We start from the raw sequence: 25,279 nt of genomic DNA on the forward strand, positions 1-25,279 counted from the left end.
CCGACGATAGGGGCCGTAACCGAAGAGTCGTGTCGCCGCGTGTCTCTAATGGCAACTCTATTGAATCTTCCATTAGTCGCGTGCTAGCGTTTGGCTAACGCATAAACCACTGAAGAAGGCATGTGAATCATGAGCGGCATTCCCCAGATCCACCACCGCCACCGCGACATCGACGGCGTCCGGGTCTTCTACCGCGAGACCGACCCCGGCTCCGACGCCCCCGCTCTCGTGCTCCTGCACGGCTTCCCCTCCGCCTCGCACCAGTTCGCCCGCCTCATCGACGCCGTCGGCGACCGCTACCGCGTCATCGCCCCCGACTACCCGGGCTTCGGGCACACCGAAGCGCCGGCCGACTTCGTCTACACCTTCGACAACCTCGCCCGCATCGTCGAACGGCTCCTGCTCGACCTCGGCCTCGAACGCTTCGCGCTCTACATGTTCGACTTCGGCGGCCCCGTCGGCCTCCGCATCGCGCAGCGTCACCCCGAGCGCGTGACCGCACTGGTCATCCAGAACGCCAACGCCTACGCCGAAGGCCTCTCACCCCTCGCCCGCGACTTCATCGCGCTCCGCCCCGACCAGCCCGGTGCCGAGGCGACCGTCCGCGGTCTGTTCTCCCTCGAATCCACCCGCGGCCAATACGAAGGCGGCACCGACGACCCCACGCTGATCGCCCCCGACGGCTGGACCCTCGACCAGCACTTCCTCGACCTCCCCGGACGCGGCGACGCCCAAGCCGCGCTCGCCTTCGACTACCGGTCGAACGTCGAGCGCTACCCCGAATGGCAGGCCTGGCTCGCCCGCCACCAGCCGCCGACGCTCATCCTCTGGGGCCGCCGCGACATGTTCTTCCCCGAGAGCGGCGCCCTCGCCTACCGCGGCGACCTGCCCGACGCCGAGGTGCACCTGCTCGACACCGGGCACTTCGCGCTCGAAGACCAGTTGCACCGCATCGTGCCGCTCATGACCGCATTCCTCGACCGGACCATCAAGGGGCACAACGTGAAACCGCAGAAGATCGCCCTGTTCGGCGCCTCCGGCAACCTCGGAAGCGCCATCGCCGCCGAAGCCGCAGCGCGCGGACACCTCGTCACCGCCCTCGGCAGCCGCGATGCCGACATCACCGACCCCGCCGCCGTCGCCGCAGCCGCCAACGGCCACGACGCCGTCATCGCCGCCGTGAAGGGCCCCGACCGCACCGTCTCCAAGGGAGCCGCCGCGCTCCTCGAGGCCCTGCCCAAGGCCGGCGTCGACCGGCTGGTGTTCGTCGGCGGCGGCGCCAGCCTCGAAGCCGCCCCCGGCCGGCGATACCTGGACACACCCCAGTTTCCCGAGCAGTACCGCGACACCGCGACCGACCAGGCCCGCGCGCTCGACGCCCTCCGCGCAGCCGACACCCCCGTCCAGTGGACCTACGTCAGCCCGCCTCCGATGTACCTGGTCCCCGGTGAAAAGACCGGCGCATACCGAACCGAGGCCCGCGACACCCCCATTACCGACAGCAACGGCGACAGCCGCATCACCATCGCCGACTTCGCATCAGCTGTCATCGACCAAATCGAGAACAACTCCTTTCCGCAGGCCCGCATTACCGTTGCCCACTGATCCGGCGAGACGGGGCGGCACCGAAACCGGTGCCGCATCCTCTCCGTCGGTATGGAGCGGCGCGACTCTCGATCGACCCGAACTCGCGATCGGCGTCGGGGCTAGGCAGCGTTTGAGAAGTCGGGTTTCCGGTCCGGGGTGATCGCGATGTGGATGGTCGCTTCGTAGCGGACGGCGAGTTTGTCGTAGCGGGTCGAGATGGCCCGGTAGCGCTTGAGGCGGCCGATGGCGCGCTCGACGGTGTTGCGCTGCTTGTAGGCTTCCCGGTCAAGGGCTGGGGGCCGTCCGCCGAGGCGTCCTTTGGCCTTGCGGTTCCTTCGCTGGTCGTGCCGGTCGGGGATCACCGCCTCGATGTGGCGGCGGCGCAGGTAGGCGCGGTTGGCCCGTGACGGGTAGCCCTTGTTGGCCAGGACCCGATCGGGTCTGGTGCGGGGTCGGCCCGGACCGGGGCGGGGCACGCTGATTCGATCGAGCACGGGTGCGAGTTGAGGCGAGTCGGCTCCTTGCCCGGCGGTGAGTTTGAAGCTCAGCACGGTCTGGCTGGTGTCGGCGGCGAGGTGAATCTTCGTGGTCCAGCCTCCCCTGGAGCGGCCCAGTGCATGGTCTTCGGGCTCGCCGGGGACCGGTCGGGGCCCGGCGCCGGCCGCGGCGTGGTGGGCGCGCACGGTGGTGGAATCGACGCTGACCGTCCGGGTCAGGCGCTCGGCGGCGTCGAGGAAGGTCCAGATCGCCTTGACGATGATGGGCCAGATGCCCTCGGTCTGTCAGGTGCGGAACAGCCGGTACGCCGTCTGCCAGGGGCCGAAGCCGGCCGGGAGGAATCGCCAGGGAGCACCGGTCCGCACCCGCCAGGCGATCGCGTCGACCAGGGTCCGGCGCGATCTGGTGATCGGTCGGCCGGTCGGGGCGGGAGCCGGCGGCTGAGGTGACGCCACTGATTGTCGGTGAGCATGGCAGGGGCCGGTACGCTAGACACCCGGAGCCTCCCGTATTGAGTTTCGTTGCGACACAACAAAACTAACTGGAGGCTCCCTCAGTTCTCAAACGCTGCCTAGACGCCTCGCGGAGCCCGCCGAGTCGTGTATCTCGAATTCAGGCCTCACGTGTAAGCCGCGTCTTGACCGCGGTCCCGTCCTCAACGACGCGTCGTCCGCGCCGCCGCGCCCGCTCGATCGGCGACTCACGGCTGCGCAGCGCAAAGCCATCGTCATCGCGTACGGCGGTGGTACACCGCAGAAGGTCCTCGCGGTCCAGAATGGCATCAGCGACCGCAGCGTCAAGCGTCTTGTCGCGAGGGCTCGAGCCGCCGGAGCCGTTCTCCGGAATCGGGCAAGTTGAGGTGCAGCACTAACGGTTGAAGGCCTGCCACAGTAGGTCGGCTGCACCGGTTGCATTATGTGTGCTTCCGCAGCTGCCCAAGATCTTTCCTGCAGTCTAGACGAATTCGACGAGCGGGCCGAGGCGCTCGCCTGTCTCAGTGACCGGGTCGGGCCACGGCCGAGGTCGGATTGTTTTGAGCTTTCGGGAGCTGGCGGGATCGCGAGGCCAGGAGGGCGGCGGGGATCGCGCCAATCAGCGCGATCGAACCGGCTATGGCCATAGTGCTGTTCAGGGCGCTCACGATACCTTCGGAGGAGGCCGAGCTGCGAGTGAAGACGGTGCCCATGACTGCGATGCCGAGCACAAGACCGAATTGACTGGATGCGTTGAGGGCCCGTGCCGCGGAAACGCTTTGCTCTTTTGGGACGGCCGCGGAGGCGGCCGCGTTGAGCGCGGGAACGCATAGGCCCACACCGATCCCGGATACGAGGAGGCCTGGGACGCTGGTTCGCCAATCGTTGGCCGGCAGATCGGTCTGCAAGAAGCCGCCGACGCCAATGAGGACCAGCCCCAGACCGATCCCGACCCATGGCGCGAACTTGCGGGCCACCCTCGCGAGGACTGCCGAAGCGACAAGGGCAGCCACAGCCATCGGCATCAGCGCCAGGGCTCCCCACAGAGGGAGATCCGCGCTAGGACCCAAGCCGACATCGTCCGATTGGATCCATATCGAGGTGTACAAGAGGGCACCGAAGGCGGCGGTCGATATCAGGAGCGTGGCGAGCATGGCCCGCTGAAACCGGGATAGCGCAGCACCCGCAGATCGATTCGGCTTTGTCCGGCGTACCGTGTTTCCGTCAGCATGATGGCACTCAGACTGATCGCGAAGACTCCAGTCAGGGCTTCGAGGAAGAAGATGCTTCTCCAGCCCAGAAACCAGGTCAACAATCCTCCCAGGATCGGCCCAGTCGCGGCGGCGGCAATCGCAACCGCACCCCAAACTCCGAAGGCCGAGGGTCGGTCCCTGTCGCGTCGAGCACGGTTTAGCAGAACCATCGAAGGTGCGATTACCAGCGCAGCGGCCGCCACGATGAGGACGACCGTCCGCAAACTCGGAGCGGTCAGCGTTCTGGCCAGAACCAGTCCGATCACGGCTGCGACCGCGGCGATCGCACCCCAGACTCCGAAGGTAGAGGCGCGACCTTCGCCGTGGCGGGCGCGGTTTAGCAGAGCTATCGACGGCGCGAGGACCACCGCCGCGGCTGCTCCTTGGAGAACGCGCCCCGCCAGCAGTTCGTCAATGCCGGGAGCCATCCAGCAGACGAGAGAGGTGGCGCAATACCCGGTCAGACCGACCAGGTAGATCCGCTTCGAGCCCCACCTATCGGCCAAAACCCCGGCCGCCAACAGCAGCATTGCTGACACCAGCGAGTAGCTGCCGACCGTCAATCCCAAGGCGGTGACGGAGGCGCCGAGATCTCGACCGATCGTGGGCGCGGCGACGACCATGGTCGTGAAGTCGGCCAGGACCAGGAACGCGCCGAGCCCGGCGGCGAACGTCGACGTCCTCGAGGGCCGCCGAGGAGCCGGAGGCGGCAGCACCGACACCGGCGGCAGGGACGCGCCGGGCGCCGGATCGGAGGGCGCGTACGGTTCCGGCTCGGGTCGACTCACCGGTTCCGGTTCCGGTTCCGGTTCCGGCTCAGGCGCGGCTGACTGTTCGGCCGCGTCGAGTGCGCCCTGGGCGACCGCCAGCTCGGGCTGCTCGAGCACGGTGGGGGGAACCTGGAGCCGCTGGTGGAGCATCCGTCCGACCAGTGGCATGCGGCTCGCGCCGCCGACGAGGAACAGCCCGGCCAGGTCGGACGGCGCGCATCCCGCCTCGCCGATGACACGCCCGGTCAGCGCCACGGCCGCCTCGACCAGCGGGGCAGCGAGGTGCTCGACCTCATCCCTGGTCAAGTGCAGCGCAGTGTCAAGGCCGGGGAGCGCGATGGGGGCCATCGGCGACTGCGACAGCATCTCTTTGGCCTCGCGGACGTCGTCGCGGAACTGGCGGTGGGCGCGGCGGTCGGCGGCCGTTTCGGGCCGGCTGATGCGCTGCCACAGTTCGGGATGGCGCTGCTCGATCAGGCCGCCGAGGTGGGCCACGATCGCCTGGTCGAGGTCCACGCCGCCGAGGTTCGCCTGGCCGCCCTGCGCGGCGACGGCGAACCGCCCGGTCCGGTCACGTCGCAGCACCGCTATGTCGAAGGTGCCACCGCCGAGGTCGAAGACTCCAATGGGACCAGCGGTGGTCGCTACGGTCTCGACCTGAGCGAACCGGTATGCGGCGGCCACAGGCTCGGCGACGAGGCGGACAACGTCCAGGCCAGCCGCGGCCGCGGCCCGCTCCAGGACCTCGATGCGGTGCGGGCCCCATTGGGCCGGGTGGGTCAGGACCGCCGGAAGTGATTCGCCGACGACCTCTACGGCCGCCTGCCGCACTCGGGCGAGGACGACCGCCACCAGGTCGACCGCCGGAAGCTCCTGGTGCCCGAGCAGGATGAGGTTGTCGCCGACGTGCTGCTTGGGATGGGGTTCGAAGGAGGCAGGGTCGAGCTGGGCCATCCGTACGGCCTCCCGCCCGGTGTGGAACCGCCCGTCGTCGAAATACACCGCCGAGGGCATGACCGGCGATCCGCCGAACAACAGCGGACGGTCGGCGGACCCGGCCTGGCGCAGGACGGCCACGGTGTTGGAGGTCCCGAAATCAATGGCGATCAAGGCGTTCGCGGGCATTCGGTCGTCTCCCCGTTCGGCTTTGGGATCGCCGCTCAGCATACGGAGACGAGACAACCCCCAACAGGGTAGTCGGCCCGCCATCCAAGCCCGGTCGATCAAATCGGGCTTACTCCTCGGTGTTGATGCCGCTGCCGCAAGGCTTAGGTGGTGAGAACCCTCGAACGGTTGAGGCGCAGTCTGGATGCGAGGCGGGCGAACTACCCACCTGTGACCGTTCAGAGCCAGTCACGAGCGATAACAAGCATTCACAAAACCAGTGGTGGACCTTACTGGGTCCTACTACAACTCATCACCGCAGGTCAAAGCCTCGCTGATTCGCCTGAGAGGCCTAATCGATGCCGTATCAGTCGACGACCGACCCGAACCCGTAACTCAATTGTCCCAACTCGCACTGGCTCCGCGCAACGGCACCCACGCGCCGTTCGCGACCGCCTTGACATCGACGAGCTGGAACGGCTCTTGACCGCTGCTCGGGCCGGAGTGCCGAGGATGCAGCTCGTCGCCGAGTTCGGCGTCAGCCGCAAAACGATCTACCGATTGCTGCAAGCAAGTGGCTCTGCCCCAAGTTAGAGCTGTTCTTGAGGCGCCTCGGTGAGGCGTGCGGGTCGAACCATGAGCAGGGATTTCTTCGGGAGATTGAGCGGATCTACGCTCCAGCAGGTCTATGACAACGATGGTATCGAGGTGTCGGCGCAAATCTCAGCGGATGGCTGATGAAGCGAATGCTGTGCCGTCTGAAGGCTCAGGCCGCAGGCCTTGCAGCGGGGAGGACGATCGGTCCTCCCCGCCAGTGGCATGGTCGAGCGGAGAGTAACCACGAGTAACCCCCAGTAGTAAGCATGGCCAATGGGCGCGTTGTCAGCGGCTGTTCCGAACGCGGGCGACTCCTCGGCCGCCGACGCTGGAGGCGGATTCGGTGTCGAAAGTCTATAGTGGTGACTGATCTGACGAACGAGTCCAAGGCGGTTAAACCCTTGGTAGTCAAGTGTGCGCCCCGCCCGCGCGGGGATGAGCCGGCGGCCGGCCACTTCGGTCATGACTGCTTTGAGGTGCGCCCCGCCCGCGCGGGGATGAGCCGCCGACCGACGACGACGAAGGGACCGCGAACCGGTCTGCCCCGCACCCGCGGGGATGAGCCCGCCAAGGGTATCTGGGGTTCTCCAGTGCGAGGGTCTGCCCCGCAGGCGCGGAGTCCTGCCCACGATCCACAGTAGCGACAGACCCTGGAGCGTCGGTCCACCTCCGTTGGCGCGGAGGTGGACCGGAGGACGAGCCGGCAGCTTGGCGGCTGCACGACCCCTCTCCACCGAGATTAGTGGCGGCCTCCTCCATGCTCGGCTTCCGGGGCCACTTCCTGACCAAGTCCCGCGCCTGGTCGACCACCCTCGGGAAGCTGCGCAACATCCGGGCCCGGTTCCGCCTCGCCGAAACCCTCGACGCGCTCGGCGTCGGCGAGGCCGACGTGCTCGTCGTCAACGACTGGGAAGCGGTCGCCTTCGGCCACGACACCGACGCCGAACGCGAATACGCCCAAGCCATCGCCGAGACCCTGCTTGAACGAAAGCTCTACCGCGACAACAGAAAGGACCGCAACCGATGAGCCCCCGAGTGATCGGCGTCGAGGACGCCGCCGCCTACATGTCCGTCCCGGTGCGGTTCATCCGCCGCCTGGTTGCCGAAAAGCGCATCCGGTACCGCAAGGTCGGCAAGTACGTCCGGTTTGACATCAAGGACCTGGACGCGTTTCTCGATGAGGGGCTGTGCGAGGCGGTGCGCTGTGGCTGACGCCAAGAAACCGCGCGAACAGGCCCGCCGGGGTGACGGCTCGATCTACTGGGACGAGTCCAAGGGCTGCTACGTCGGCTCGATCTCCTTGGGCACCAACCCTGATGGAAGCCGCAATCGTCCGAGCGTTACTACCGGCGCGCCCAGATCGAATCCCGCGAGCGAAACGGCCATGAGCACGAGGGCATCGTCTATGTCTTCGGCACGCGGGGGGACACGGTCAAGCTCCGGCCGGTCATCACCAAGGGCGTTGAACTGCTCGAAGGCGTGTTCGGCGAGACTCTGGAAGAGCCGAAGTAAGAGGCCGATTGGCTCTGGATTTGGCTCTGACGCGAAAGCCCCGGCTCATGTGGCCGGGGCTTTTTGCTGGTGGTCGATACTGGGATCGAACCAGTGACCCCTCGCGTGTGAAGCGAGTGCTCTCCCGCTGAGCTAATCGACCGGGACGAGGGGTAACTGTACCGGATTGCGTTGGGTGGGTGTGTGGTGGGGTGGGGCTGGTGGGCGGGGTCACGGAGTGGGTTCGGGAGCGGGGGATCTTGACAGGGCGGGGTGATGTTGATAGTTTTCGATGCGTTAAATCGTTTCAATTGAGGTTCGCGAGCGCGCCCCCTCGGTTTGCGCCCGGCCTCATAGGAGGAGCCCCTTCGATGAATCCCCCGAGTAGATTTCGCAGGGCTGTGGCGGTGTCGCTGGTCGGAGTGCTGGCCGGTGCCGGGTTCACGGCCGCTGCGCATGGTGATCGCGGTCATGACGATGAGATACAGCTCGAGCACCTGGACCGTGGGCTCGTCGCGGCGGTGACGCCTGAGGGCGTTTTCCTGAGCTGGCGGCTGCTCGCCGATGAGGTGACCGGTTATAACGATTCAGGTCTTGAGGGCGCGACTTTCAAGGTCTACCGCGACGGCAAGAAGATCGCCACGGTCACCGATTCCACCAACTTCCTGGACACGAGCGGAGACGGCGGGGCCGAGTACAAGGTCGTCGCGGTCAAGCGCGGGCCGGACGAGGCGTCCGAGACGGTCTCGCCCTGGTCCGAGGGGTACCTGGACATCCCGCTGCAGCGCCCCGCGGACGGCGTCACCCCCAAGGGGGATGCGTACACGTACCGCGCCAACGACATCAGCCCCGGCGACCTCGACGGGGACGGGGACTACGAGTACGTGGTCAAGTGGGACCCCTCGAACTCGAAGGACGTCTCGCAGGTCGGCTACACCGGCCCGGTCTACCTCGACGCCTATACCCAGGAAGGCGACCTGCTCTGGCGGATCGACCTGGGCGTGAACATCCGGGCCGGGGCCCACTACACCCAGTTCGACGTCTACGACTTCGACGGGGACGGCATCTCCGAGGTCATGCTCAAGACCGCCCCGGGTACCAAGGTCACCTCGTACGTGAAGGGCAAGGAGGAGTACATCACCCTGCCCCGCGACGACCGCCGCGCCGGCGTCACGCACGAGGACGACTACCGGCTCTCGGCGGCCGGCTACTACGACCACCTGGTCGAGATGTTCCGGGGATGGGACCAGCACCCCGAGGTCGTGAACGGTGACTGGCCCGCGACGATCGAGGCCGCACTCGGCGCCGACGCGCAGTTCGACTTCGCCTACCCGCTGTCGCAGGAGGACGCCGAGACGCTCGCCGACTACTTCATCGACGTGTACGCGCCGAGCCGTTCGGCGAGGAACCAGCTGCGGAACTTCGAGGGCTTCATCCTGGACGGCCCGGAGTACCTCACGGTCTTCAACGGCCGCACCGGGCTCGAGATGGACACCATCGACTTCCCGGTCGAGCGCGGCGACGACGGGCTCCTGTGGGGCGACTACGCGATGGCCCGCATCGAGCCGGGCAACCGGGTCGACCGGTTCCTGTCGGGCGTGGCCTACCTCGACGGGGAGCACCCGTCGGCGATCTTCGCCCGCGGCTACTACACCCGCACCACGATCACGGCGATCGACTGGGACGGCCGGAACCTGGAGCAGCGCTGGCAGGCTGACTCGGGGCACGCCCCGATGTCGAACCCGTTCAACGCCTCGCCCCACGGCGTCGAGGGCCCCGACCCCGAGTGGGGGACGCTGACGACGCAGGGCGACCACTCGCTCAGCGTCAACGACGTGGACGGCGACGGCAGGCAGGAGATCGTCTACGGGGCGGCGACGCTCGACGACGACGGTTCGCTGCTGTACTCCTCGTACGCGACGATGCCGGCGGGCTCGAACAACCCGGGGGCGCTGGCGAAGCTGGGCCACGGGGACGCACTGCACGTCGGCGACTTCGACCCCGATCGCGAAGGGCTGGAGATCTTCTCGGTCTTCGAAGGCGGCGCGTGGGCGCCGTACGGCTACGCCATGCGCGACGCCGAGTCGGGTGAGGTCCTGTGGGGCGGCTACACCGGCCGCGACACCGGGCGCGGCATGGTCGGGGACGTCGATCCGTCGATCCCGGGCGTGGAGGCGTGGGCCGGCCTGCCGCCGGACCAGGCCGGCAATCCCGAAGGCCTGTTCACCGCCACCGGTGAGCCGATCGAGGGGGCGGCGCCCGGCACCAACATGAGCATCCGCTGGGACGCCGACCTGACGACGCAGCTCGTGCACGGCGCGGACGCCGCCACGGTCGAGGAGACGACGATCCGCGACTACCAGGACGGGGTCGTCCTCGACGCCGCCGGGACGCTCACGAACAACTACACGAAGGGCAACCCGGGCCTGGTGGCCGACGTGCTCGGCGACTGGCGCGAGGAGCTGCTGGTGCGGACCGCCGACTCCAGCGCGATCCGCGTCTTCGTCTCGACCGAGGTCACCGACCACAAGCTGTTCACGCTGATGCACGACCCGCAGTACCGGGTCGGCGTCGCGAACCAGCAGACCACGTACAACCAGCCGCAGTACACGAGTTTCTACATGGCCTCGGACATGGACTTCGGCGACGTGACGGTGCCCGACTACTACACGCCGCGCTACGGCCGGCACTGACCGCACTGAGGAGGAGGCGGGGCCCGCGGCCCCGCCTCCTTTGTGTTCGGAGCCGTGGCGAAATTGAGACATGGGATGATACGAGGAATTCATCTGGAGGTCTTGCGCCCGCCCGCGTGTTGCGGTTGAGTGAAGAGCGCCCCATCATCCCGCCTCCGGCCACACGCCGAGGCGACGGCAGAGCATTGGAGCTTCCCCGTGCAGTCCCTCAGCAGGCGTGCGCGCCTCGCGGCCGCGGCCGCAGGCGCGGTCATCATCGGCGCCTCCGGGTTCCTCTTCGCCTCCCAGGCCCAGGCCCAGGCCGACATCGTCCACATCGGCGCGGTCCAGGGCTCGATCGAGGACGGCGACACGAACTTCGCCTCGCCCCTCGCGGGCCAGACGGTGTTCGTCCAGGGCGTGGTCACCCAGGAGACCCTCGACCCGTCGGGCAACAAGGGCTTCTTCATCCAGGAGCGCTCCGACGCGACCGACGGCGACCCGAACTCCTCGGACGGCATCTTCGTCTTCAACAACAAGTTCTCGACGCTGCGCACGCTGACCGGTTCGCCCGCCCGCGAGGAGCTGGGCGCCAACTGGACCGTGAACGTGGGCGACGAGATCGTCCTGCGCGGCGTGGTCGGCACCTACTTCGGGAACATCCAGTTCTCCGGCGGCTCCGCGTACGTCTACGACGTGGTCGAGACGGGCCTCGACCCGCTCGCCGAGGTCGAGGCGGTCGAGATCGACCCGCCGGACGACGCGCGGGCGTCGACCGAGTACATGCGCCGCCACCTCGGCATGCAGATGACCGTCCCGGCCGAGTCCGTGGTGACCGCCGGGCGCGACGTCTACTCCTCGGGCGGCGAGGTGTGGGCGATGCGCGGCGACAGCGAGGCCGCGCAGCAGGACGGGTACGCGGCCCGCGCCTACCGCGACGCGCACCCGCTCGACACGGTCGAAGGCAGCTTCGACGACGGCAACGGCTACCTGTTCGTCATCGGCGACCTCGGCATCCGCGCCACCGCCGGCACCACCGAGTCGATCATCGCCCCCGCGAAGACCTACGACGTGATCACCGAGGCCGCGACCGGCGGCGTCTATCTCTCGTTCGCGAAGTACGCGGTCGAGGTCTCCGAGGACCTGGTGCTCGAGGGCGGCCTGGAGCCGGCCGGGAACGAGCCGGTCGAGCCCGCCGGCAAGCACGAGGCGTCCGTGGCCTCGTACAACATCGAGAACCTGTACGACACGCGCGACAACCCGAACTCCGGCTGCGACTTCGCCGGCAACACCGGCTGCACCGACCCCGAGGACCCCGAAGGGAACGTCAGCCCGCCGTTCGACTACGTCCCGGGCTCCTACGGCGAGTACGAGGCGCAGCTCCGGCGCCAGGCCGCGCAGATCGTGGAGGACCTCCACAGTCCGGCGATCCTCATGACCCAGGAGGGCGAGGCCCAGGACGTCTGCTCGGTCAACCCCGAGTGGACGAAGGACGCCGACCTCGGCGAGGACCGCCTCGTGTGCGACCTCGAGGGCACCGGCGAGGCGAACACCGGCGGCGACGGCGCCCCCGACTCGATCCAGGAGCTCGCGCTCGTGATCGCCGAGTACGGCGGCCCGACCTACAAGGCCGTGGGCGACCTCGACTCGGCCGACACGCGCGGCATCATGACCGGTTTCCTGTACCAGCCGAAGCTGGCCGGCCTGTCGAGCGTGAAGTCCTCGGACCCGGTCTTCGGCGACTCGCCCGAGATCGACTACCCGACCGAGGCCGACGCGATCAACGCCGACGTGCAGAACCCGAAGGCCCTGAACGCGGCCCTGCCGCAGTCGGTCGTCGACCAGTGCAAGAGCTCGGGCGTGTACGCCTGCAACGGGTACGACGTGTTCAGCCGCGCCGCGCAGGCCGCGAAGTTCTACTTCAAGGACAAGCACGGCCGTCCGGTCGAGGAGATCTTCCTGATCAACAACCACTTCTCGTCGGGCCCGAACACGCGCGTGCTGCACCGGACCGAGCAGGCGAACTACGTGGCGGCGATCAGCGCGACCATCCTCGACCACCAGCGCAAGGCGAACGTCCTGGCGGGCGGCGACTTCAACGTCTTCCCGCGCCCGGACGACCCGTTCGCCGAGGGCCAGGTCATCGCCGGCGACTGGACCGGCCCGTCCGACCAGCTCGCGGGCATGTACGAGGACTCGGGCCTGTGCGCGCTCTACGACCTGATGGTGGAGGACCACCCGCAGGCGGCCTACTCGTACACGTACATGGGCCAGACGCAGACGCTCGACCAGATGTGGGCCTCTCCGCACCTGCTGCGCGAGATCGAGTCCGCGGTGTCCGCGCACATCAACGCGGACTACCCGGCCGACGCGTACGACTTCGGCGAGGAGCCCGCATACGGGCGCTACGGGGTCTCCGACCACGACCCCTCGGTCGTGACGTTCGACATCAAGTAGCAGGCGGCGCAAGGCGAAGGGGCGGGATCCACGCGGATCCCGCCCCTGCTCACTCTGCATTCGGTTGTGGTGGTCGAAGACCCGGTCTGCCTCAGACCAGCTTCTTCGCGTTCGTGATCGCCTCGGCGAGCGCCTCGATGGAGACGGCGGCGAGTCCGTACGAGTACATCGGCTCGGCCTCCCACGCCACGATCTGGCCCTCCTGGACCGCCGGGAGGGCCGCCCAGGTCGGGAAGTCGGTGAGCGCGTCGGGCTGGAGGGCCTGGACGCGCGAGTCGAGGAAGAGGAGGTCGGCGGGGTACTTGTCGGCGTTCTCCCACGAGAGGCTCTCGAAGTAGCCGCCCTCGTCGAGGTTGTCGGGCTGGACGAAGGTGACGCCGAGCTCGGTGAAGAAGCGCATGTCGTTGCCCATGGCCGGGTTCGAGGCGTAGAAGGTCTCGGCGGCGGCGGAGCAGGCGAGGACCGTGACGGGGTTCGCGGCGGCGGCCTCGGTGAGGGCGGCGACGGCCGCGTCGTAGCGTTCCTTGTTGGCGGCGTTCGCTTCCGACTCGAGGTCGGCGCCGAGGCTCTGGGCCAGTTCGGCGTGGCGGCCGATGACCGCGTCGAGGGTGTTGGCGCCGTCGTCGGCGCTGAGGGCGACCACGTCCGCGAGCGCGGTGATGTCCGCTTTGGACTCCTCGGGGACGTACCAGAGGGACGCCGGGTCGTAGTAGAAGTGGGTCAGCAGGACCTCGGGACCCCATTCGGCGTAGGCCTCGACGTCGAACTCGCCGTAGGTGTTGCCGAAGACCGTCAGGTCGCCGACGGGGAGGTTCCCGGCCTGGCTGGTGGCGGAGCCGTCCTCGTTGGTGGTGGGGCCGAAGACGGCCGGGACCTCGATGCCGAAGTCGTACAGGGCGGCGGCCATGCCGGTGTACGCCACGAGCTTGGTGGGGACGTGGTCGAGTTCGACGGTGGCGGGCTGGTCGTCGGTGAACTCCCACGGGCCGGTCGACTCGGCGGCGGTGTCGGTGTCGTCCCCGCCTCCGGAGCACGCGGCGAGCGCGCCCGTCAGACCGAGGGCGCCGCCGCCCGCGAGCAGGCCGCGGCGGCCGAGCTTGACCTTGTCGGCATCGAATGCCATGTGTGCTTCTCCTTCGTGAAGGGCGGGCGGGGGCCGGAACCGGCGGTCGGAGCGCGCCCGACTCGGCCGGGCGCTGGCGAACCGAGGTTAGGCTAACCTAATCGGATTCCGACCCCGTGACCTGGGGCCCTCACGTGGCGTCAGCCACTGAGCGTCTACAGCGCCCGCGCCGACGTCAATCCCTCCGCGATCCGTTCCAGCTCAACGGCACCGCCGATGTGCGAGTACACCGGTTCGGCGTTCCAGCCGTACACCTGTCCGGCCGCCACGGCGGGGAGCGCCGCCCACGTCGGGTACTCGGCGGCGAGCTGCTCGGCGGTGAGGTTCCCGGTCCGCGTGTCCAGGAAGATCGCGTCCGCCGCGTACTTGTCGACGTTCTCCCAGGACAGGAGTTCCCAGTAGCTGTTCTGGTCGGGGTTCTCGGGGACCACGACGTCCACCCCGAGCTCGACGCTCTTGGCGAGCAGGTTGAACGTGGGCGGGTTCGCGATGTAGAGCCCGTCGGGCCATGCGCCGACGGCCAGGACCTTCAGCGGGTTCTCGGCGGCCGCCGCGGCGACGGCGCCGGCGGCCGCGCCGAAGCGCTCCACTCCCGCGGCGTTCTCCTCCGAGCCCAGATCCGCGCCGAGCGCTTCGGCAAGGGCCGCATGCCGGTCGATGATCTGGTCCAGGGTCGGCTGCGAGACCTCGATGCCGATGCCCGGCGCGAGCGACTCGACCTCTTCGAGGCGGTCCTCGGGCACGAACCACAGGTCGAAGCCCTCGTAGTAGTGCGACACGATGAGCTCGGGCCCGAGCTCGGCGTACTTCTCGACGTCGAACTCGCCCCAGGCGTTCCCGAGGACCGTCAAGTCCTCTACGGGCATCCGCCCGGCCTGGAGGTCGGGGGCGCCGTCGGCGAGGGTGGTCGGGCCGAAGACCGCCGCCACCTCGACGCCGTAGTCGTACAGGGCCGCGGCGAGGCCGGTGAACGCCACCACCTTCGTCGGGACCGCCTCGAGTTCGACGTTCTCCTGGTCGCGCTCGTCAAGGAACGAGAAGGGACCGGACTCGGCGTCGGTCTCCTCGGCGGGATCGTCGCCGCCGGTGCAGGCGGCCAGGACTGAAGCGGCGCCGAGGCCCCCGGCGGCCGAGAGCAGGCGGCGGCGGGAGAGGGCGGGGTACGCGCGGAGTGGCACGTCGGACTCCTTCGAAGGGGTGTGCGGTCATGGCGGGGTGAGCGAGGGTTAGGTTAGCCTAAACAAAACCGAACTATCCCTCCGGAGACCGCACTTGTCAACCGCGCACCGCGCCCCCGACCTGGCCCAGCCGCTCGCGGCGGGCCACGCGTCCGCCGGGGGCGCAAGCGAACCGGCGCCCCGCTCGCGCACCGGGCGCCGCGTCGCCGGACTGGCCGTCCTCATCGGCGCCGTCGCCGTCCTCACCGTCGCCAGCGTCGCGCTCGGCGCCCGCGCCATGGACCTCGGGCAGGTCTGGGCCGGCCTCACCGACCCCGCCTCCGACGCCTACCCGGTCGTCACCGAGCTGCGCCTGCCCCGCACCGCCCTCGGCCTCGCCGCCGGATCGGCGCTCGGCCTCGCCGGCGCGCTCATGCAGGCCATGACCCGCAACCCGCTCGCCGACCCCGGTCTCCTCGGCGTCAACACCGGCGCGGCCGCCGCGGTCGTCACCGCCGCCTACTTCCTCGGTTTCTCCAGCTTCACCCAGACCATCGGGTTCGCCTTCGCGGGCGCCGCGATCGCCTCCGTCGCCTGCTACCTCATCGCCGGCGCCGCCACCGCGACCCCGGCCCGGCTCGCGCTGGCCGGCGCGGCCGTCACCGCCGCCGGGTACGCGTACGTCTCAGCGATCCAGCTCATGGACGCCGCCTCGCTGGAGACCATGCGGTTCTGGTCGGTCGGGTCGCTCGTCAACGCCCACACCGCCCCGATCCTCCCGGTGGTCGTCCTCATCGGAGCCGCGAGCGCCGTCGGGATCCTCCTGGCCCGGCCGCTGAACGCGCTCGCGCTCGGCGACGCCACCGCGACCGGCCTCGGGGTCGACCCGCGCGTCCTGCGGGTCGCCGGGATCGCCGCGATCACGGTCCTCGCCGGGACCGCCACGGCCGTGTGCGGCCCGATCGTCTTCGTCGGCCTCGTCGTCCCGCACGTCGTGCGGGCCTTCACCGGGCCCGACCAGAACTGGGTCCTGCCCTATTCGATGCTCACCGGCGCGGCGTTCCTGCTCCTCACCGACGTCATCGGCCGCATCGCCGCGCGCCCGGCGGAGGTCCAGGTCGGCATCGTCTGCGCCGTCGTCGGCGGCCCCTTCTTCATCTACCTCGTCAGCCGCAGGAAGGTCGCCAGGCTATGACCACCGCGCCCACCCCGGTCCGGAGGGCCTCGAGCGACGCGCGCGCGACGGTCCTGCGCGTCGGCGGCTACTCGATCCGCCTGCGCCACCGCGTGCTCGCCGCGGTCCTCGGCTCGCTCGCCGCGCTCATCGCCCTCGCCATGTGGTCGGCCGCGACCGGCTCGACCTCGCTCGGCCTCGAACGCGTCTGGTACGCCCTCATAGGCCAGGGCCCGAAGGGCGACGAGTTCATCCTCTGGGAGCTGCGCCTGCCGCGCCTGGCCACCGGCCTCGCCGTCGGCGCGTGCATGGGCCTGTCCGGGGCTCTGTTCCAGACGCTCACCCGCAACCCGCTCGGCAGCCCCGACCTGCTCGGCCTCACCCAGGGCGCCACCACGGGCGCGCTCGTGTCGATCATCGTCACCGGTTCGTCCCTGCAGGTCACGACCGCGCTCGCCGCGGTCGGGTCGCTCGCCACGGGCCTGCTCATCTGGTCTTTGACGCGCGGCGGGGACCCCTCGGGCTACCGGCTCGTCCTCGTCGGGATCGGCATCTCGGCGATCCTGGCGGGCGTCAACGGCTACCTGCTGACGCGGACCACGATCATCGACGCGTTCCGGGCCGTCTACTGGCTCACCGGCGACCTGTCCGGCCGCGACTTCGGCCAGGCCCGCACCGTCGCCATCGTCCTCGCCGCCGGCATCGTCGTCATCGCACTGCTCTCGCGCGGCCTCGACTCCCTGCGCCTGGGCGAGGCCGCCGCCACCGGTCTCGGCGTCCGCGTCGGCGCGACCCGCGTGGCCGCCCTCGTCACCGCCTCGGTCCTCACCGCCGCGGCCGTGGCCGTCGCGGGGCCGCTCGCGTTCGTCGCGCTCGCCGCACCGCACATCGCGGCGCGCCTGACCGGTTCGTCCCGCAGCTTCCTGTGCTCCGCCCTCGTCGGCGCGCTCATCGTCACGGCCGCCGACATGATCGCCGTCGCCGGCGTCGGCGGCCACCAACTGCCCACCGGTGTCGTCACCGGCGTGGTCGGCGGCGCCTATCTCATCTGGCTGCTCATCGCCCACCGCAAGAAGGGGGTCCTCTCGTGACCGCAAGCCCGCTCGCCGCCCGCCAAGCCACGCTCGGCTACGGCCGCACGGTCATCAGCGAGGACCTCACGGTCGAGATCCCCGAAGGGGAGTTCACCGTCATCATGGGCCCCAACGCCTGCGGCAAGTCCACCCTCTTGAAGGCCCTGGCGCGCATGCTGAAGCCCTCGATCGGGTCGGTCCTGCTCGACGGCAAGGACATCCACTCCCAGCCGACGCGGGCCGTCGCCCGCCGCCTCGGGCTGCTGCCGCAGTCGCCGATCGCGCCGGACGGCATCACCGTCGCCGACCTGGTCGCCCGCGGCCGCTACCCGCACCAGGGGATCCTGCGGCAGTGGTCGGCCGACGACGAGCGCGTCGTCGCCGAGGCCATGCGGGCCACCGACATCGCCGACCTCTCCGGCCGCGGCGTCGACGAGCTCTCGGGCGGCCAGCGCCAGCGCGTGTGGATCGCGATGGTCCTGGCCCAGCAGACGCCGCTGCTCCTGCTCGACGAGCCGACCACGTTCCTCGACATCACGCACCAGATCGAGGTCCTCGACCTGTGCGCGAAGCTCCACCGCGAGGGCCGCACCCTCGTGGCGGTCCTCCACGACCTCAACCAGGCCGCCCGCTACGCGACGCACCTGATCGCGATGCGCGACGGCGCGGTGGTCGCCGAGGGCGCCCCGGCCGACATCGTGACCGCCGAGACCGTCGAGCAGGTCTTCGACCTGCCGTGCCGGATCATCGACGACCCCGAGTCCGGGACGCCGTTGGTGATCCCGAGCGCTCGCGCGAGGGACCGGGTGTAGGGTCCGAGCGCTCGCGCGAGGGACCGGGTGTAGGGTCCGGGCGCTCGAGCAAGAACCAGGTGCAGCGTCCGAGCGCTCGCGCGGGGGACCAGTGCGGCGAGGTCTCCCGGTCACGTCTTCGCGGTCATCGGGCGGGGCCGGCGATCTCGCGGTCCCGCCCGGTGCGTGCCGCTGGTGTTCTAAGTCGCGGGCGTTCGTGCCGCTGCGGTGCGGCTCTCGAGTGCGAGCGCGACGATGAGGGCGATGACGATGGCCGCGAGTTGCAGCGCGGTGTTGAACAGGCCGATCGGTGCGAGCGCGAGGACGACCGCGGCGAGGATGACCCGGTCCCAGGGCCGCGGCAGCGGCATCGTGAGGCGCAGTCCGGCCGTTCCGAGGAGGAACGCGGCGACGCCGCCGGACAGCAGCCAGGTCGACGCGGTGTCCAAGGGCTCCATGGCGTGTCCGATGGCGTGCTCGATGCCGGCGGCGGTGACGAGGATGCCCATGAGCACCGGGATGAACGCGTACGAGAGGCCCGCGAGGACCTTGCGGACCCGCTGGACCGGGTCCTTGGTCGCGGCGAGGACGTGCTCGGTGGCGGGCAGGTCGCGCACGAACAGCGACCACCACAGGCACGCGCACAGGACGAGGCCGAGGATGGCGGCGACGAGCAGGTCGGCGTCGATGGGGAGCGCGCGGGCGCCGAGGCCGATCGCGACGACCGATTCGCCGAGGACGACGATGACGACGAGGCCGTGCCGCTCGGTGATGTGCGCGGGGTGCAGGCGCAGGCCCTGCTGGCCGTGCCAGATCGGGACCGACCACACGATCGCGCAGGCCAGTCCCCAGCAGACGTACTGCCAGATGCCGTCGTCCACGAGCTGGGCGGCGAAGACCGCGGCGGTCGCGGCCAGGTTGGCGGCGAACACGGGCCCGAAGGACCGGGCGGCCTGGAGGTACATGAGGCCGTGGACGAGGACGACGACGAGGATGCCGACGGCGAGCCAGATGCTGCCGCCGTGGAACGCGGCGGGCACGGTGAGCCCGATGAGCAGCCATCCGGCCATGGCGCAGAGGATGAGGACGCGCCGGGCCGGGCGCAGGGGCGGGATCACGTTGGTGAGCCAGGAGTATCCGGCGAACATCCACCACAGGAACCCGAATACGAGCGCGGACTGGACCAGTCCCAGGAGCGGGTCGTGGGCGATGATCGCGGTGAACTGGGCGATGATGAAGACGAAGACGAGGTCGAAGAAGAGCTCCAGTGTGGAGACTCGCAGGTCGTCCTCGTCGCGGACGGGATCGATCCGCTCGACGAACCAGGCGGGGAGGAGTCGTGTCACGATGATCGAGCGTAGCAGCCGGTCCCGGCGGCGCTTCCGGGTTTTCGCGCCGAGCGGAATCCGCTACTCGAGGCGGGCGACCGGCAGGCGCACTTCGACCGAAGTGCCTTTGCCCTCTTCGCTGTCGAGCCGGATGCGGCCCCCGTGCGCGGCGACGATCGAGGACACGATGGACAGTCCGAGGCCGGACCCGCCGGTGGCGCGCGAGCGGGAGGGGTCGGCGCGGTAGAACCGGTCGAAGACCTTCTGGCGGTGCTCGGGCGGGATGCCGGGACCGTGGTCGGCGACGCGCAGGACGGCCCAGCCGTCGTCGGCCGCCGCGACGGAGACGTCGATCGCGGTGCCGGCCGGGGTGTGGACGCGCGCGTTGGTCAGCAGGTTCACCAGCACCTGCCGCAACTGGCCCTCGTTGGCCACCACGGTGATCGGTCCGCCAGCGGTGAGGCCGACGGGGTGGGTGGGGTCGGCGACCTCCGCGTCGTCGACGGCGTCCTGCGCGAGCTGGGTCAGTTCGACCAGTTCGCGGTCGCCGCCGACCTCCTCGTCGAGCCGCGAGAGGACCATGAGGTCGTCGACGAGCTTCGCGAGGCGCGCGTTCTCCGAGCCGATCCGGTCCATGGCGCGGTCGAGCTTCTCGCCCTGCGCGGCCGCGCCGTTCTGGTAGAGCTGCACGTATCCGCCGATGGCGGTGAGCGGCGTCCGCAGCTCGTGCCCGGCGTCGGCCACGAACTGCCGCAGCCGCTCGTGCTGGCGGTCGCGCTGGGTGATCGCGTCGGTCAGCCGCGACACCATCCGGTTGAGCGCCAAGGAGAGCCGGCCCATCTCGGTGCGCGGGTCGGCCACCGCGATGCGGTGCTGGAGGTGCCCGGAGGCCACGGTCTCGGCGTCGGTGACCATGCGGTCGACCACGCGGAGGCCGCGCCTGGTGATGATCCAGGCGGCGAGGATGCCGAGCCCGGCGACGACGAGGCCGGTGATCACCACGGTGCGCGTCAGTGTCGAGATGGTCGCCTCGACGTCGTCGATCGACGTGGCGATGACGATGGTGTAGATGTCGGTGACCCCGTTGACCTGGGCCTCGACGTCGACGAGTGTGGCGACCCGGTAGGTCATCTGGCCGTCGACGCTGCGGACCGTGAAGTACCCGCTCTCGGTCGGCGGCGAGGAGACGTCGGGCAGCGGGTAGGGGGCGTCCTTGTAGCCGGCGGGCTGGCCGCCGAGGAGCTCGCCGGACTCGTCGAAGATGATGATCGCGAACTCGTTGTAGGGGATGGATCCGGCGGCGCCGTATCCGGGGTCGGAGCGGATGCCGCCCTGGTCGATCAGGCCCTTCAGCTTCTGGTCGACCTGGTTGATGAGGTGGTTCGAGACCGTCTGCACGGTCACGAACCCGATCACGGCCACGGCGACGATGAGCAGGACGGCCATGGCCGCGGCGATCTTCGTCCTGATGGCCACGGCTACGCCTGGGGCGGGCGCAGCATGTAGCCGACGCCGCGGACGGTGTGGATGAGCCGGGGACCGAGCTTGTCGAGCTTGCGGCGCAGGTAGAACACGTACGTCTCGGCCAGGCTCGAGTCGGTCTCGAAGTCGTAGCCCCACACCTGCTTGAGCAGCTCCGATTTGGACACGACGCGGCCGGCGTTGGCCGCGAGGTAGCGCAGCAGCCGGAACTCGGTGGGGGACAGGTCGATCGTCTTGCCGTCCCGCGTGACCTGGTGCGCGGCCAGGTCGAGGATGAGGTCGGCGACCTTGACGGTGTCGGCCGGCTGGTGCGATGCGGCCTCGCGCCCGAGGGTGCGGCGCAGCACCGCCGAGACCCGCAGGGACAGCTCCTCCAGGCGGAACGGCTTCATCAGGTAGTCGTCGCCGCCCGAGCCGTAGCCGTCGCGCAGGTCGCCGGGGGCGGTGCGGGCGGTCAGGAAGATGATCGGGGTCGCGTCGCCGGAGGCGCGCATCCGGTCGGCGACGGCGAACCCGTCGAGCCCGGGCATGTTCACGTCGAGGATCACCAGGTCGGGACGGACGGACTCCACCGCGGTGAGCGCCTCGGTGCCCGAGCGCGCCGCGGTGACGGTGTAGCCCTGGAACGAGAGGGCTTCGACCAGCAGGTCGGCCAGGCTCTCCTCGTCGTCGACGACGAGGAGCCGCGCCGGGGACCCGTCGCCCCGGAGCGGCACCGCAGGCGGTACGGCACCGGCAGGCCCGCTGGTCGAAGTCATCCACCGCTCCTCAGTACTCGTAGGGGACCCCTATCGGTTGCCCAGCCTATTTCACCGTCCACGGCGGTGACAGGTCTCGGGGCCGTTTCCAGGCGACTTCCGCACGCGCTCCCAGCAGACGTTCAGGAATCGCCGCGAGAAAGGCCGGCGTGTCGGGGCCTCCCTCCTTCCGCCTGAAGTTACTTTCCAGTAATATCAGGGTCCACCGAACTTTGGAGGCAGAGCAATGGAGCCAGCCGTCAGGGCCGACCTGGTCAAGGACCACCCCCTCAAGGGACGCGCGGCGTTCGTCACCGGCGCGAGCCGCGGCATCGGCGCGGCCATCGCCGTAGCGCTCGGCGCCGCCGGAGCGAAGGTCGCGCTGTTCGCCAAGACCGGCGAACCGCACCCGAAGCTCCCCGGCACCCTCTACGAGACCGCGAAACTGGTCGAGGAAGCGGGCGGCCAGGCCCTCCCGATCGTCGGCGACCTGCGCGACGCCGAAGCCGTGGGCGAAGCCGTCGACACCGCCGCCGCCGCGTTCGGCGGTCTCGACGTCTGCGTCAACAACGCCTCCGCGCTCGACCTCACCGGCATCGGCGAGCTCTCCCTCAAGAAGTTCGACCTCATCGCCGGCGTCAACCTCCGCGGCACCTTCGCGTCGATCAGCGCCGCCCTCCCGTACCTGCGCGGCTCCGACCACGCCCACCTGCTCACCGTCAGCCCCCCGCTGAACACCGACAAGCGCTGGTTCTCCGGCGGCCCCTACACGGCCACCAAGTACGGCATGACGATCATGACCCTCGGCGCGTCCGAGACCGAGCCCGGCATCGGCGCGAACTGCCTGTGGCCCAAGACGACCATCGCGACCGCCGCCGTCGAGTTCGCGCTCGGCGGGCAGCCGATGCTCGACCGCTCCCGCAAGCCCGAGATCGTCGCCGACGCCGCGCTGGCGGTCCTCGCGCGGGACCCGAACACCTACACCGGCAACGCGGTCCTGGTCGAGGACCTCCTCGCGGAGGAGGGGATCACCGACCTCGACGGCTACGCGGTCGTGCCCGGCCAGACCGACTTCCAGCCGGACATCTACGTCGACTTACAGCCGCGGGAAGTCCTCGCCGGTCAGGCGGTCCATCGCGTCCTGCTGCTGCTTCCTGCGGTCTCTGACCTGCTGGGGGATGTGGTAGACCACGTATCCGGCGGCCGCGGCGAGGACGACCGCGATGATCAGCGGCACGACGCTCCAATCGGTCGGATACGACTCCCACCCTCCGACCTCGGAACACGCGCGCACGACCGTGTCGCCGCTCGCGTCGACCGCCTCGCAGACGCCGCCGGGGTCGACGCGCTCGCCGCGGTAGAGGAGCACCCGGTTCTCGCCGGGCATCGCCGTGATGAACAGGACCACCGCGAGCGCGATCGTCACCGCGGCGGTGAACCCGGTGACGATCGGCGAATCCGGCAGCGACAGGCGCCCGCGCTCGCGCGGCTGCCGGCCGTGGTCCGGGGGTTTGAAGTCGTCCGCTGATGAGGGAGTGAACATCGAGGGCCCCTTTCCGGCGGTGCGGCGGCCCGGACCGGGCCGACACACCGATGCTAACTCGCAGGTCGGACAGGGTGTTGCCGCAGAGCTCACGCGATGAGGTGCACGTCGCCGAACTCGTGCCACAGGTACCGGGCCTCGATCGCGGCGGTGTAGGAGTCGCGCAGGAGCCCGGTCTCGCAGATCGCCTCGAGCATCGACAGGTGGGTCGACCGCGGCTCGTGGAAGCCTGTGAGCAGGCCGTCGACGACGGAGACCGGGTCGGCGGGGGAGACGATCCGCTCGGTGTGCCCGGAGGCGGCCTCGACCCGGCCGTCCGCGGCGGCGGTCTCCAGGGCCCGCACCACGGTGGTGCCGACGGCGATGACGCGCCCGCCCGCGGCCTTGGCCGAGTTCACCGCCCGCGCGGTGTACTCGCCGACCTCGAACCACTCCGGGTACGGGTCCTCGTCGCTCTCCAGCGACGCGACCCCCGTGTGCAGCGTGATCGGGGCGATCCCGACCCCGGCCGAGATCAGGCGGGTGACGATCACGGGCGTGAACGGCCGTGCCGCGCTCGGCATCTCGGCCGAGCCGGGGACGGTCGCGAACGCCGTCTGGTACGCGCTGAGCGGCCACTGCTGATCTACATAGGAGTACCGGATCGGCTTGCCGTAGCGGCCGAGGTAGTCCGGGACCGACGCGAACGGCGGCCGGGTCACCCACAGCCGCTTGCCGAAGCGCCGCTCCAGGTACAGGTGGAACCCGCCGGGCAGGTCGAGGGTCCGGCCGATGACGTCGCCGAGGTAGGGCTTGTCGCGGTCGCGCAGCTCGACCAGCCACGACCCGTCGGGCCGCACGGACGAGAAGTGGACCCGCAGGCCCTGCCTGGTCACGACCGCTGCCGGGAGGGTCGCGGAGTTGTTGACGACCAGGAGGTCCCCGGGGCGCACGAGCGCCGGGAGGTCCTCGAAGTGCCGGTGGCCGATCGTGCCGGCGGCCTTGTCGGTCACCAGCATCCGCACGTCGGAGCGCCCGGTGCCGCGGACCTCCGCGGGCCGGTGCGCCTCCAGGGCGGCGTCGAGTGCGAATGCGAACGGCTCGGTCAAGGTGCTCACTCTCCGGCTCCTCTCTGGATGGTCTCGGCCGCTTTGAACGCCTTGGCTTCGTAGCGGCCGCTCTCGGGCCGCGCCTCGATCAGGCGGACGATCGCCTCGGCCGCGTCGGCGGGGTCGCCGGCCTCGGCCGCGTCGGCCTCGCCCACCGCGTCGGCGAGCATCTGCGTGTGCATCTCCCCGGGGTCGACGGCCCAGACGCGGATGGCGGGCTCTTCAGCGGCGAGTACGTTCGAGAGCTGGTCGAGCGCGGCCTTGGAGGCCCCGTAGGGACCCCAGGTCGGGTACGGTCCGGTGGCCGCGTCGGACGAGATGTTCACGACCGCGCCGCCGCGCTCGCGCAGCGACGGGAGCGCGAGCTGCACCAGGTGGATCGGGGCGCGCATGTTCAGCTCGAACACCTCGGGCCAGACCGACAGGTCCGCCTCGGCGAGCGTCGGCAGCGGCACTTCGCCGAGCGTGGACGCGTTGTTGACGAGCAGGTCGATGCGGCCGCCGGCGAGTGCGATGAGGCGCTCGCGGTGCTCGGCGTCCCAGGCCAGGTCGCCGGCGAGGTGCGCGGCGCCGATCCGGGCGGCGGTCTTCGCGAGGCGCTCTGCGCCGCGGGCGGTGATGACGAGGTTCCAGCCGTCGGCGGCGAGCCGCTCGGCGAGGGCCTCTCCGAGGCCGGCGGACGCTCCGGTGACGACGGCGGTGCGGGTTGCTTCGGTGGTCATGACGCCGACGCTATGGCGGTATGCGTGCGCGCACATCGGGCCGAGGTCGCGGTCGGTCCCGGTCCGCAGGTCCTAAGACCTGCGACCGAGGCGCTCGGGACGGCTCGTGGGCTAGATTCGTGCCGTGACCGCCTCCCATGCCGCCGGCGCCTCGCCGGA

The 25,279-nt window shown here is 69.9% G+C and carries 18 protein-coding genes, 1 tRNA gene and 2 pseudogenes; 10 read left to right on the forward strand and 11 right to left on the reverse strand.

What is annotated here, in order from left to right; all coding sequences use genetic code 11:
* Positions 1-129: 129 nt before the first annotated feature.
* Entirely contained in the window at positions 130-1,605 is a 1,476-nt protein-coding gene (locus GFD30_RS26140) for an alpha/beta fold hydrolase (RefSeq protein ID WP_194201840.1), read from the forward strand.
* A gap of 101 nt (positions 1,606-1,706) precedes the next feature.
* Here GFD30_RS26140 and GFD30_RS04070 read toward each other — a convergent pair.
* The 3 genes and pseudogenes from GFD30_RS04070 to GFD30_RS04080 all read right to left on the reverse strand — a co-directional run bounded on the left by GFD30_RS04070 (position 1,707) and on the right by GFD30_RS04080 (position 5,706).
* Positions 1,707-2,540: pseudogene (locus GFD30_RS04070) on the reverse strand (IS5 family transposase).
* Between the two features lie 539 nt (positions 2,541-3,079).
* Entirely contained in the window at positions 3,080-3,535 is a 456-nt protein-coding gene (locus GFD30_RS04075; RefSeq protein ID WP_153023943.1) for an MFS transporter, read from the reverse strand.
* 158 nt (positions 3,536-3,693) lie between these two features.
* Entirely contained in the window at positions 3,694-5,706 is a 2,013-nt protein-coding gene (locus tag GFD30_RS04080) for an MFS transporter (RefSeq protein WP_194201841.1), read from the reverse strand.
* Between the two features lie 210 nt (positions 5,707-5,916).
* Between GFD30_RS04080 and GFD30_RS28200 the strand changes: the two genes are divergently transcribed.
* The 3 genes from GFD30_RS28200 (at position 5,917) to GFD30_RS04095 (ending at position 7,494) form a co-directional block, all read left to right on the forward strand.
* Positions 5,917-6,279, forward strand: coding sequence for a helix-turn-helix domain-containing protein (locus tag GFD30_RS28200; RefSeq protein ID WP_407648965.1), 363 nt, complete (start codon positions 5,917-5,919; stop codon positions 6,277-6,279).
* Positions 6,280-6,859: 580 nt separating this feature from the next.
* Complete coding sequence (locus GFD30_RS27780) at positions 6,860-7,309, forward strand: replication initiator (RefSeq protein ID WP_322632941.1); 450 nt, start codon at positions 6,860-6,862, stop codon at positions 7,307-7,309.
* A gap of 8 nt (positions 7,310-7,317) precedes the next feature.
* Positions 7,318-7,494, forward strand: coding sequence for a helix-turn-helix domain-containing protein (locus GFD30_RS04095; protein WP_322632920.1), 177 nt, complete (start codon positions 7,318-7,320; stop codon positions 7,492-7,494).
* Positions 7,495-7,861: 367 nt separating this feature from the next.
* On the opposite strand, the gene GFD30_RS04100 is transcribed toward GFD30_RS04095, so the two are convergent.
* Positions 7,862-7,936: transfer RNA gene (locus GFD30_RS04100), tRNA-Val, on the reverse strand.
* Positions 7,937-8,144: 208 nt separating this feature from the next.
* On the opposite strand from GFD30_RS04100, the gene GFD30_RS04105 reads away from it, so the two are divergent.
* The gene (locus GFD30_RS04105; RefSeq protein WP_153023948.1) at positions 8,145-10,466 is read left to right on the forward strand and encodes a rhamnogalacturonan lyase; all 2,322 of its coding nucleotides are present in this window, start codon (positions 8,145-8,147) and stop codon (positions 10,464-10,466) included.
* Positions 10,467-10,664: 198 nt separating this feature from the next.
* Positions 10,665-12,902 (forward strand): hypothetical protein, encoded by a 2,238-nt coding sequence (locus GFD30_RS04110; protein ID WP_153023949.1) that lies wholly within the window; start codon positions 10,665-10,667, stop codon positions 12,900-12,902.
* Positions 12,903-12,993: 91 nt separating this feature from the next.
* Here the strand turns inward: GFD30_RS04110 and GFD30_RS04115 are convergent, their stop codons facing one another.
* Together GFD30_RS04115 and GFD30_RS04120 are read right to left on the reverse strand one after the other, a co-directional pair.
* Complete coding sequence (locus tag GFD30_RS04115) at positions 12,994-14,025, reverse strand: ABC transporter substrate-binding protein (protein WP_153023950.1); 1,032 nt, start codon at positions 14,023-14,025, stop codon at positions 12,994-12,996.
* 155 nt (positions 14,026-14,180) lie between these two features.
* On the reverse strand, positions 14,181-15,203 hold the full coding sequence (locus GFD30_RS04120) for an ABC transporter substrate-binding protein (RefSeq protein ID WP_153023951.1): 1,023 nt from the start codon (positions 15,201-15,203) through the stop codon (positions 14,181-14,183).
* A gap of 94 nt (positions 15,204-15,297) precedes the next feature.
* On the opposite strand from GFD30_RS04120, the gene GFD30_RS04125 reads away from it, so the two are divergent.
* From GFD30_RS04125 to GFD30_RS04135, 3 genes are read left to right on the forward strand one after another with little or no spacing between them, the layout of a single operon-like run.
* Complete coding sequence (locus GFD30_RS04125; protein WP_227995813.1) at positions 15,298-16,377, forward strand: FecCD family ABC transporter permease; 1,080 nt, start codon at positions 15,298-15,300, stop codon at positions 16,375-16,377.
* Entirely contained in the window at positions 16,374-17,447 is a 1,074-nt protein-coding gene (locus GFD30_RS04130; protein ID WP_153023952.1) for a FecCD family ABC transporter permease, read from the forward strand. Before GFD30_RS04125 ends, GFD30_RS04130 begins: the two co-directional genes overlap by 4 nt.
* The gene (locus GFD30_RS04135; RefSeq protein ID WP_322632921.1) at positions 17,444-18,241 is read left to right on the forward strand and encodes an ABC transporter ATP-binding protein; all 798 of its coding nucleotides are present in this window, start codon (positions 17,444-17,446) and stop codon (positions 18,239-18,241) included. The genes GFD30_RS04130 and GFD30_RS04135 overlap by 4 nt, the downstream gene beginning before the upstream one ends.
* A 179-nt stretch (positions 18,242-18,420) precedes the next feature.
* On the opposite strand, the gene GFD30_RS04140 is transcribed toward GFD30_RS04135, so the two are convergent.
* The 3 genes from GFD30_RS04140 to GFD30_RS04150 form a co-directional block, all read right to left on the reverse strand.
* Complete coding sequence (locus GFD30_RS04140) at positions 18,421-19,566, reverse strand: low temperature requirement protein A (RefSeq protein WP_194201843.1); 1,146 nt, start codon at positions 19,564-19,566, stop codon at positions 18,421-18,423.
* A 63-nt stretch (positions 19,567-19,629) separates the two neighbouring features.
* On the reverse strand, positions 19,630-21,024 hold the full coding sequence (locus GFD30_RS04145; protein WP_153023954.1) for a sensor histidine kinase: 1,395 nt from the start codon (positions 21,022-21,024) through the stop codon (positions 19,630-19,632).
* A 2-nt stretch (positions 21,025-21,026) separates the two neighbouring features.
* Positions 21,027-21,788: a response regulator transcription factor gene (locus GFD30_RS04150; RefSeq protein ID WP_153023955.1), complete on the reverse strand. Its 762-nt coding sequence runs from the start codon at positions 21,786-21,788 to the stop codon at positions 21,027-21,029.
* Between the two features lie 226 nt (positions 21,789-22,014).
* Here GFD30_RS04150 and GFD30_RS04155 point away from each other — a divergent pair.
* Positions 22,015-22,863: pseudogene (locus tag GFD30_RS04155) on the forward strand (SDR family oxidoreductase); the annotation flags it as partial.
* A gap of 536 nt (positions 22,864-23,399) precedes the next feature.
* Here the strand turns inward: GFD30_RS04155 and GFD30_RS04160 are convergent.
* Positions 23,400-24,407 (reverse strand): S-adenosylmethionine:tRNA ribosyltransferase-isomerase, encoded by a 1,008-nt coding sequence (locus GFD30_RS04160; RefSeq protein WP_322632922.1) that lies wholly within the window; start codon positions 24,405-24,407, stop codon positions 23,400-23,402.
* Entirely contained in the window at positions 24,404-25,120 is a 717-nt protein-coding gene (locus GFD30_RS04165; RefSeq protein WP_153023957.1) for an SDR family oxidoreductase, read from the reverse strand. The genes GFD30_RS04160 and GFD30_RS04165 overlap by 4 nt, the downstream gene beginning before the upstream one ends.
* Positions 25,121-25,279: the final 159 nt, after the last annotated feature.

It is taken from the genome of Glycomyces albidus, assembly GCF_009451885.1.
Classification (GTDB): Bacteria; Actinomycetota; Actinomycetes; order Mycobacteriales; family Micromonosporaceae; genus Glycomyces; species Glycomyces albidus.

Bases quoted from the DNA above. Each gene is read 5' to 3' on its own strand.
- GFD30_RS26140 (WP_194201840.1), top strand. From the start codon at position 130: ATGAGCGGCATTCCCCAGATCCACCACCGCCACCGCGACATCGACGGC.
- GFD30_RS04080 (WP_194201841.1), bottom strand. From the start codon at position 5,706: ATGCCCGCGAACGCCTTGATCGCCATTGATTTCGGGACCTCCAACACC.
- GFD30_RS04105 (WP_153023948.1), top strand. From the start codon at position 8,145: ATGAATCCCCCGAGTAGATTTCGCAGGGCTGTGGCGGTGTCGCTGGTC.
- GFD30_RS04115 (WP_153023950.1), bottom strand. From the start codon at position 14,025: ATGGCATTCGATGCCGACAAGGTCAAGCTCGGCCGCCGCGGCCTGCTC.
- GFD30_RS04130 (WP_153023952.1), top strand. From the start codon at position 16,374: ATGACCACCGCGCCCACCCCGGTCCGGAGGGCCTCGAGCGACGCGCGC.
- GFD30_RS04150 (WP_153023955.1), bottom strand. From the start codon at position 21,788: ATGACTTCGACCAGCGGGCCTGCCGGTGCCGTACCGCCTGCGGTGCCG.
- GFD30_RS04165 (WP_153023957.1), bottom strand. From the start codon at position 25,120: ATGACCACCGAAGCAACCCGCACCGCCGTCGTCACCGGAGCGTCCGCC.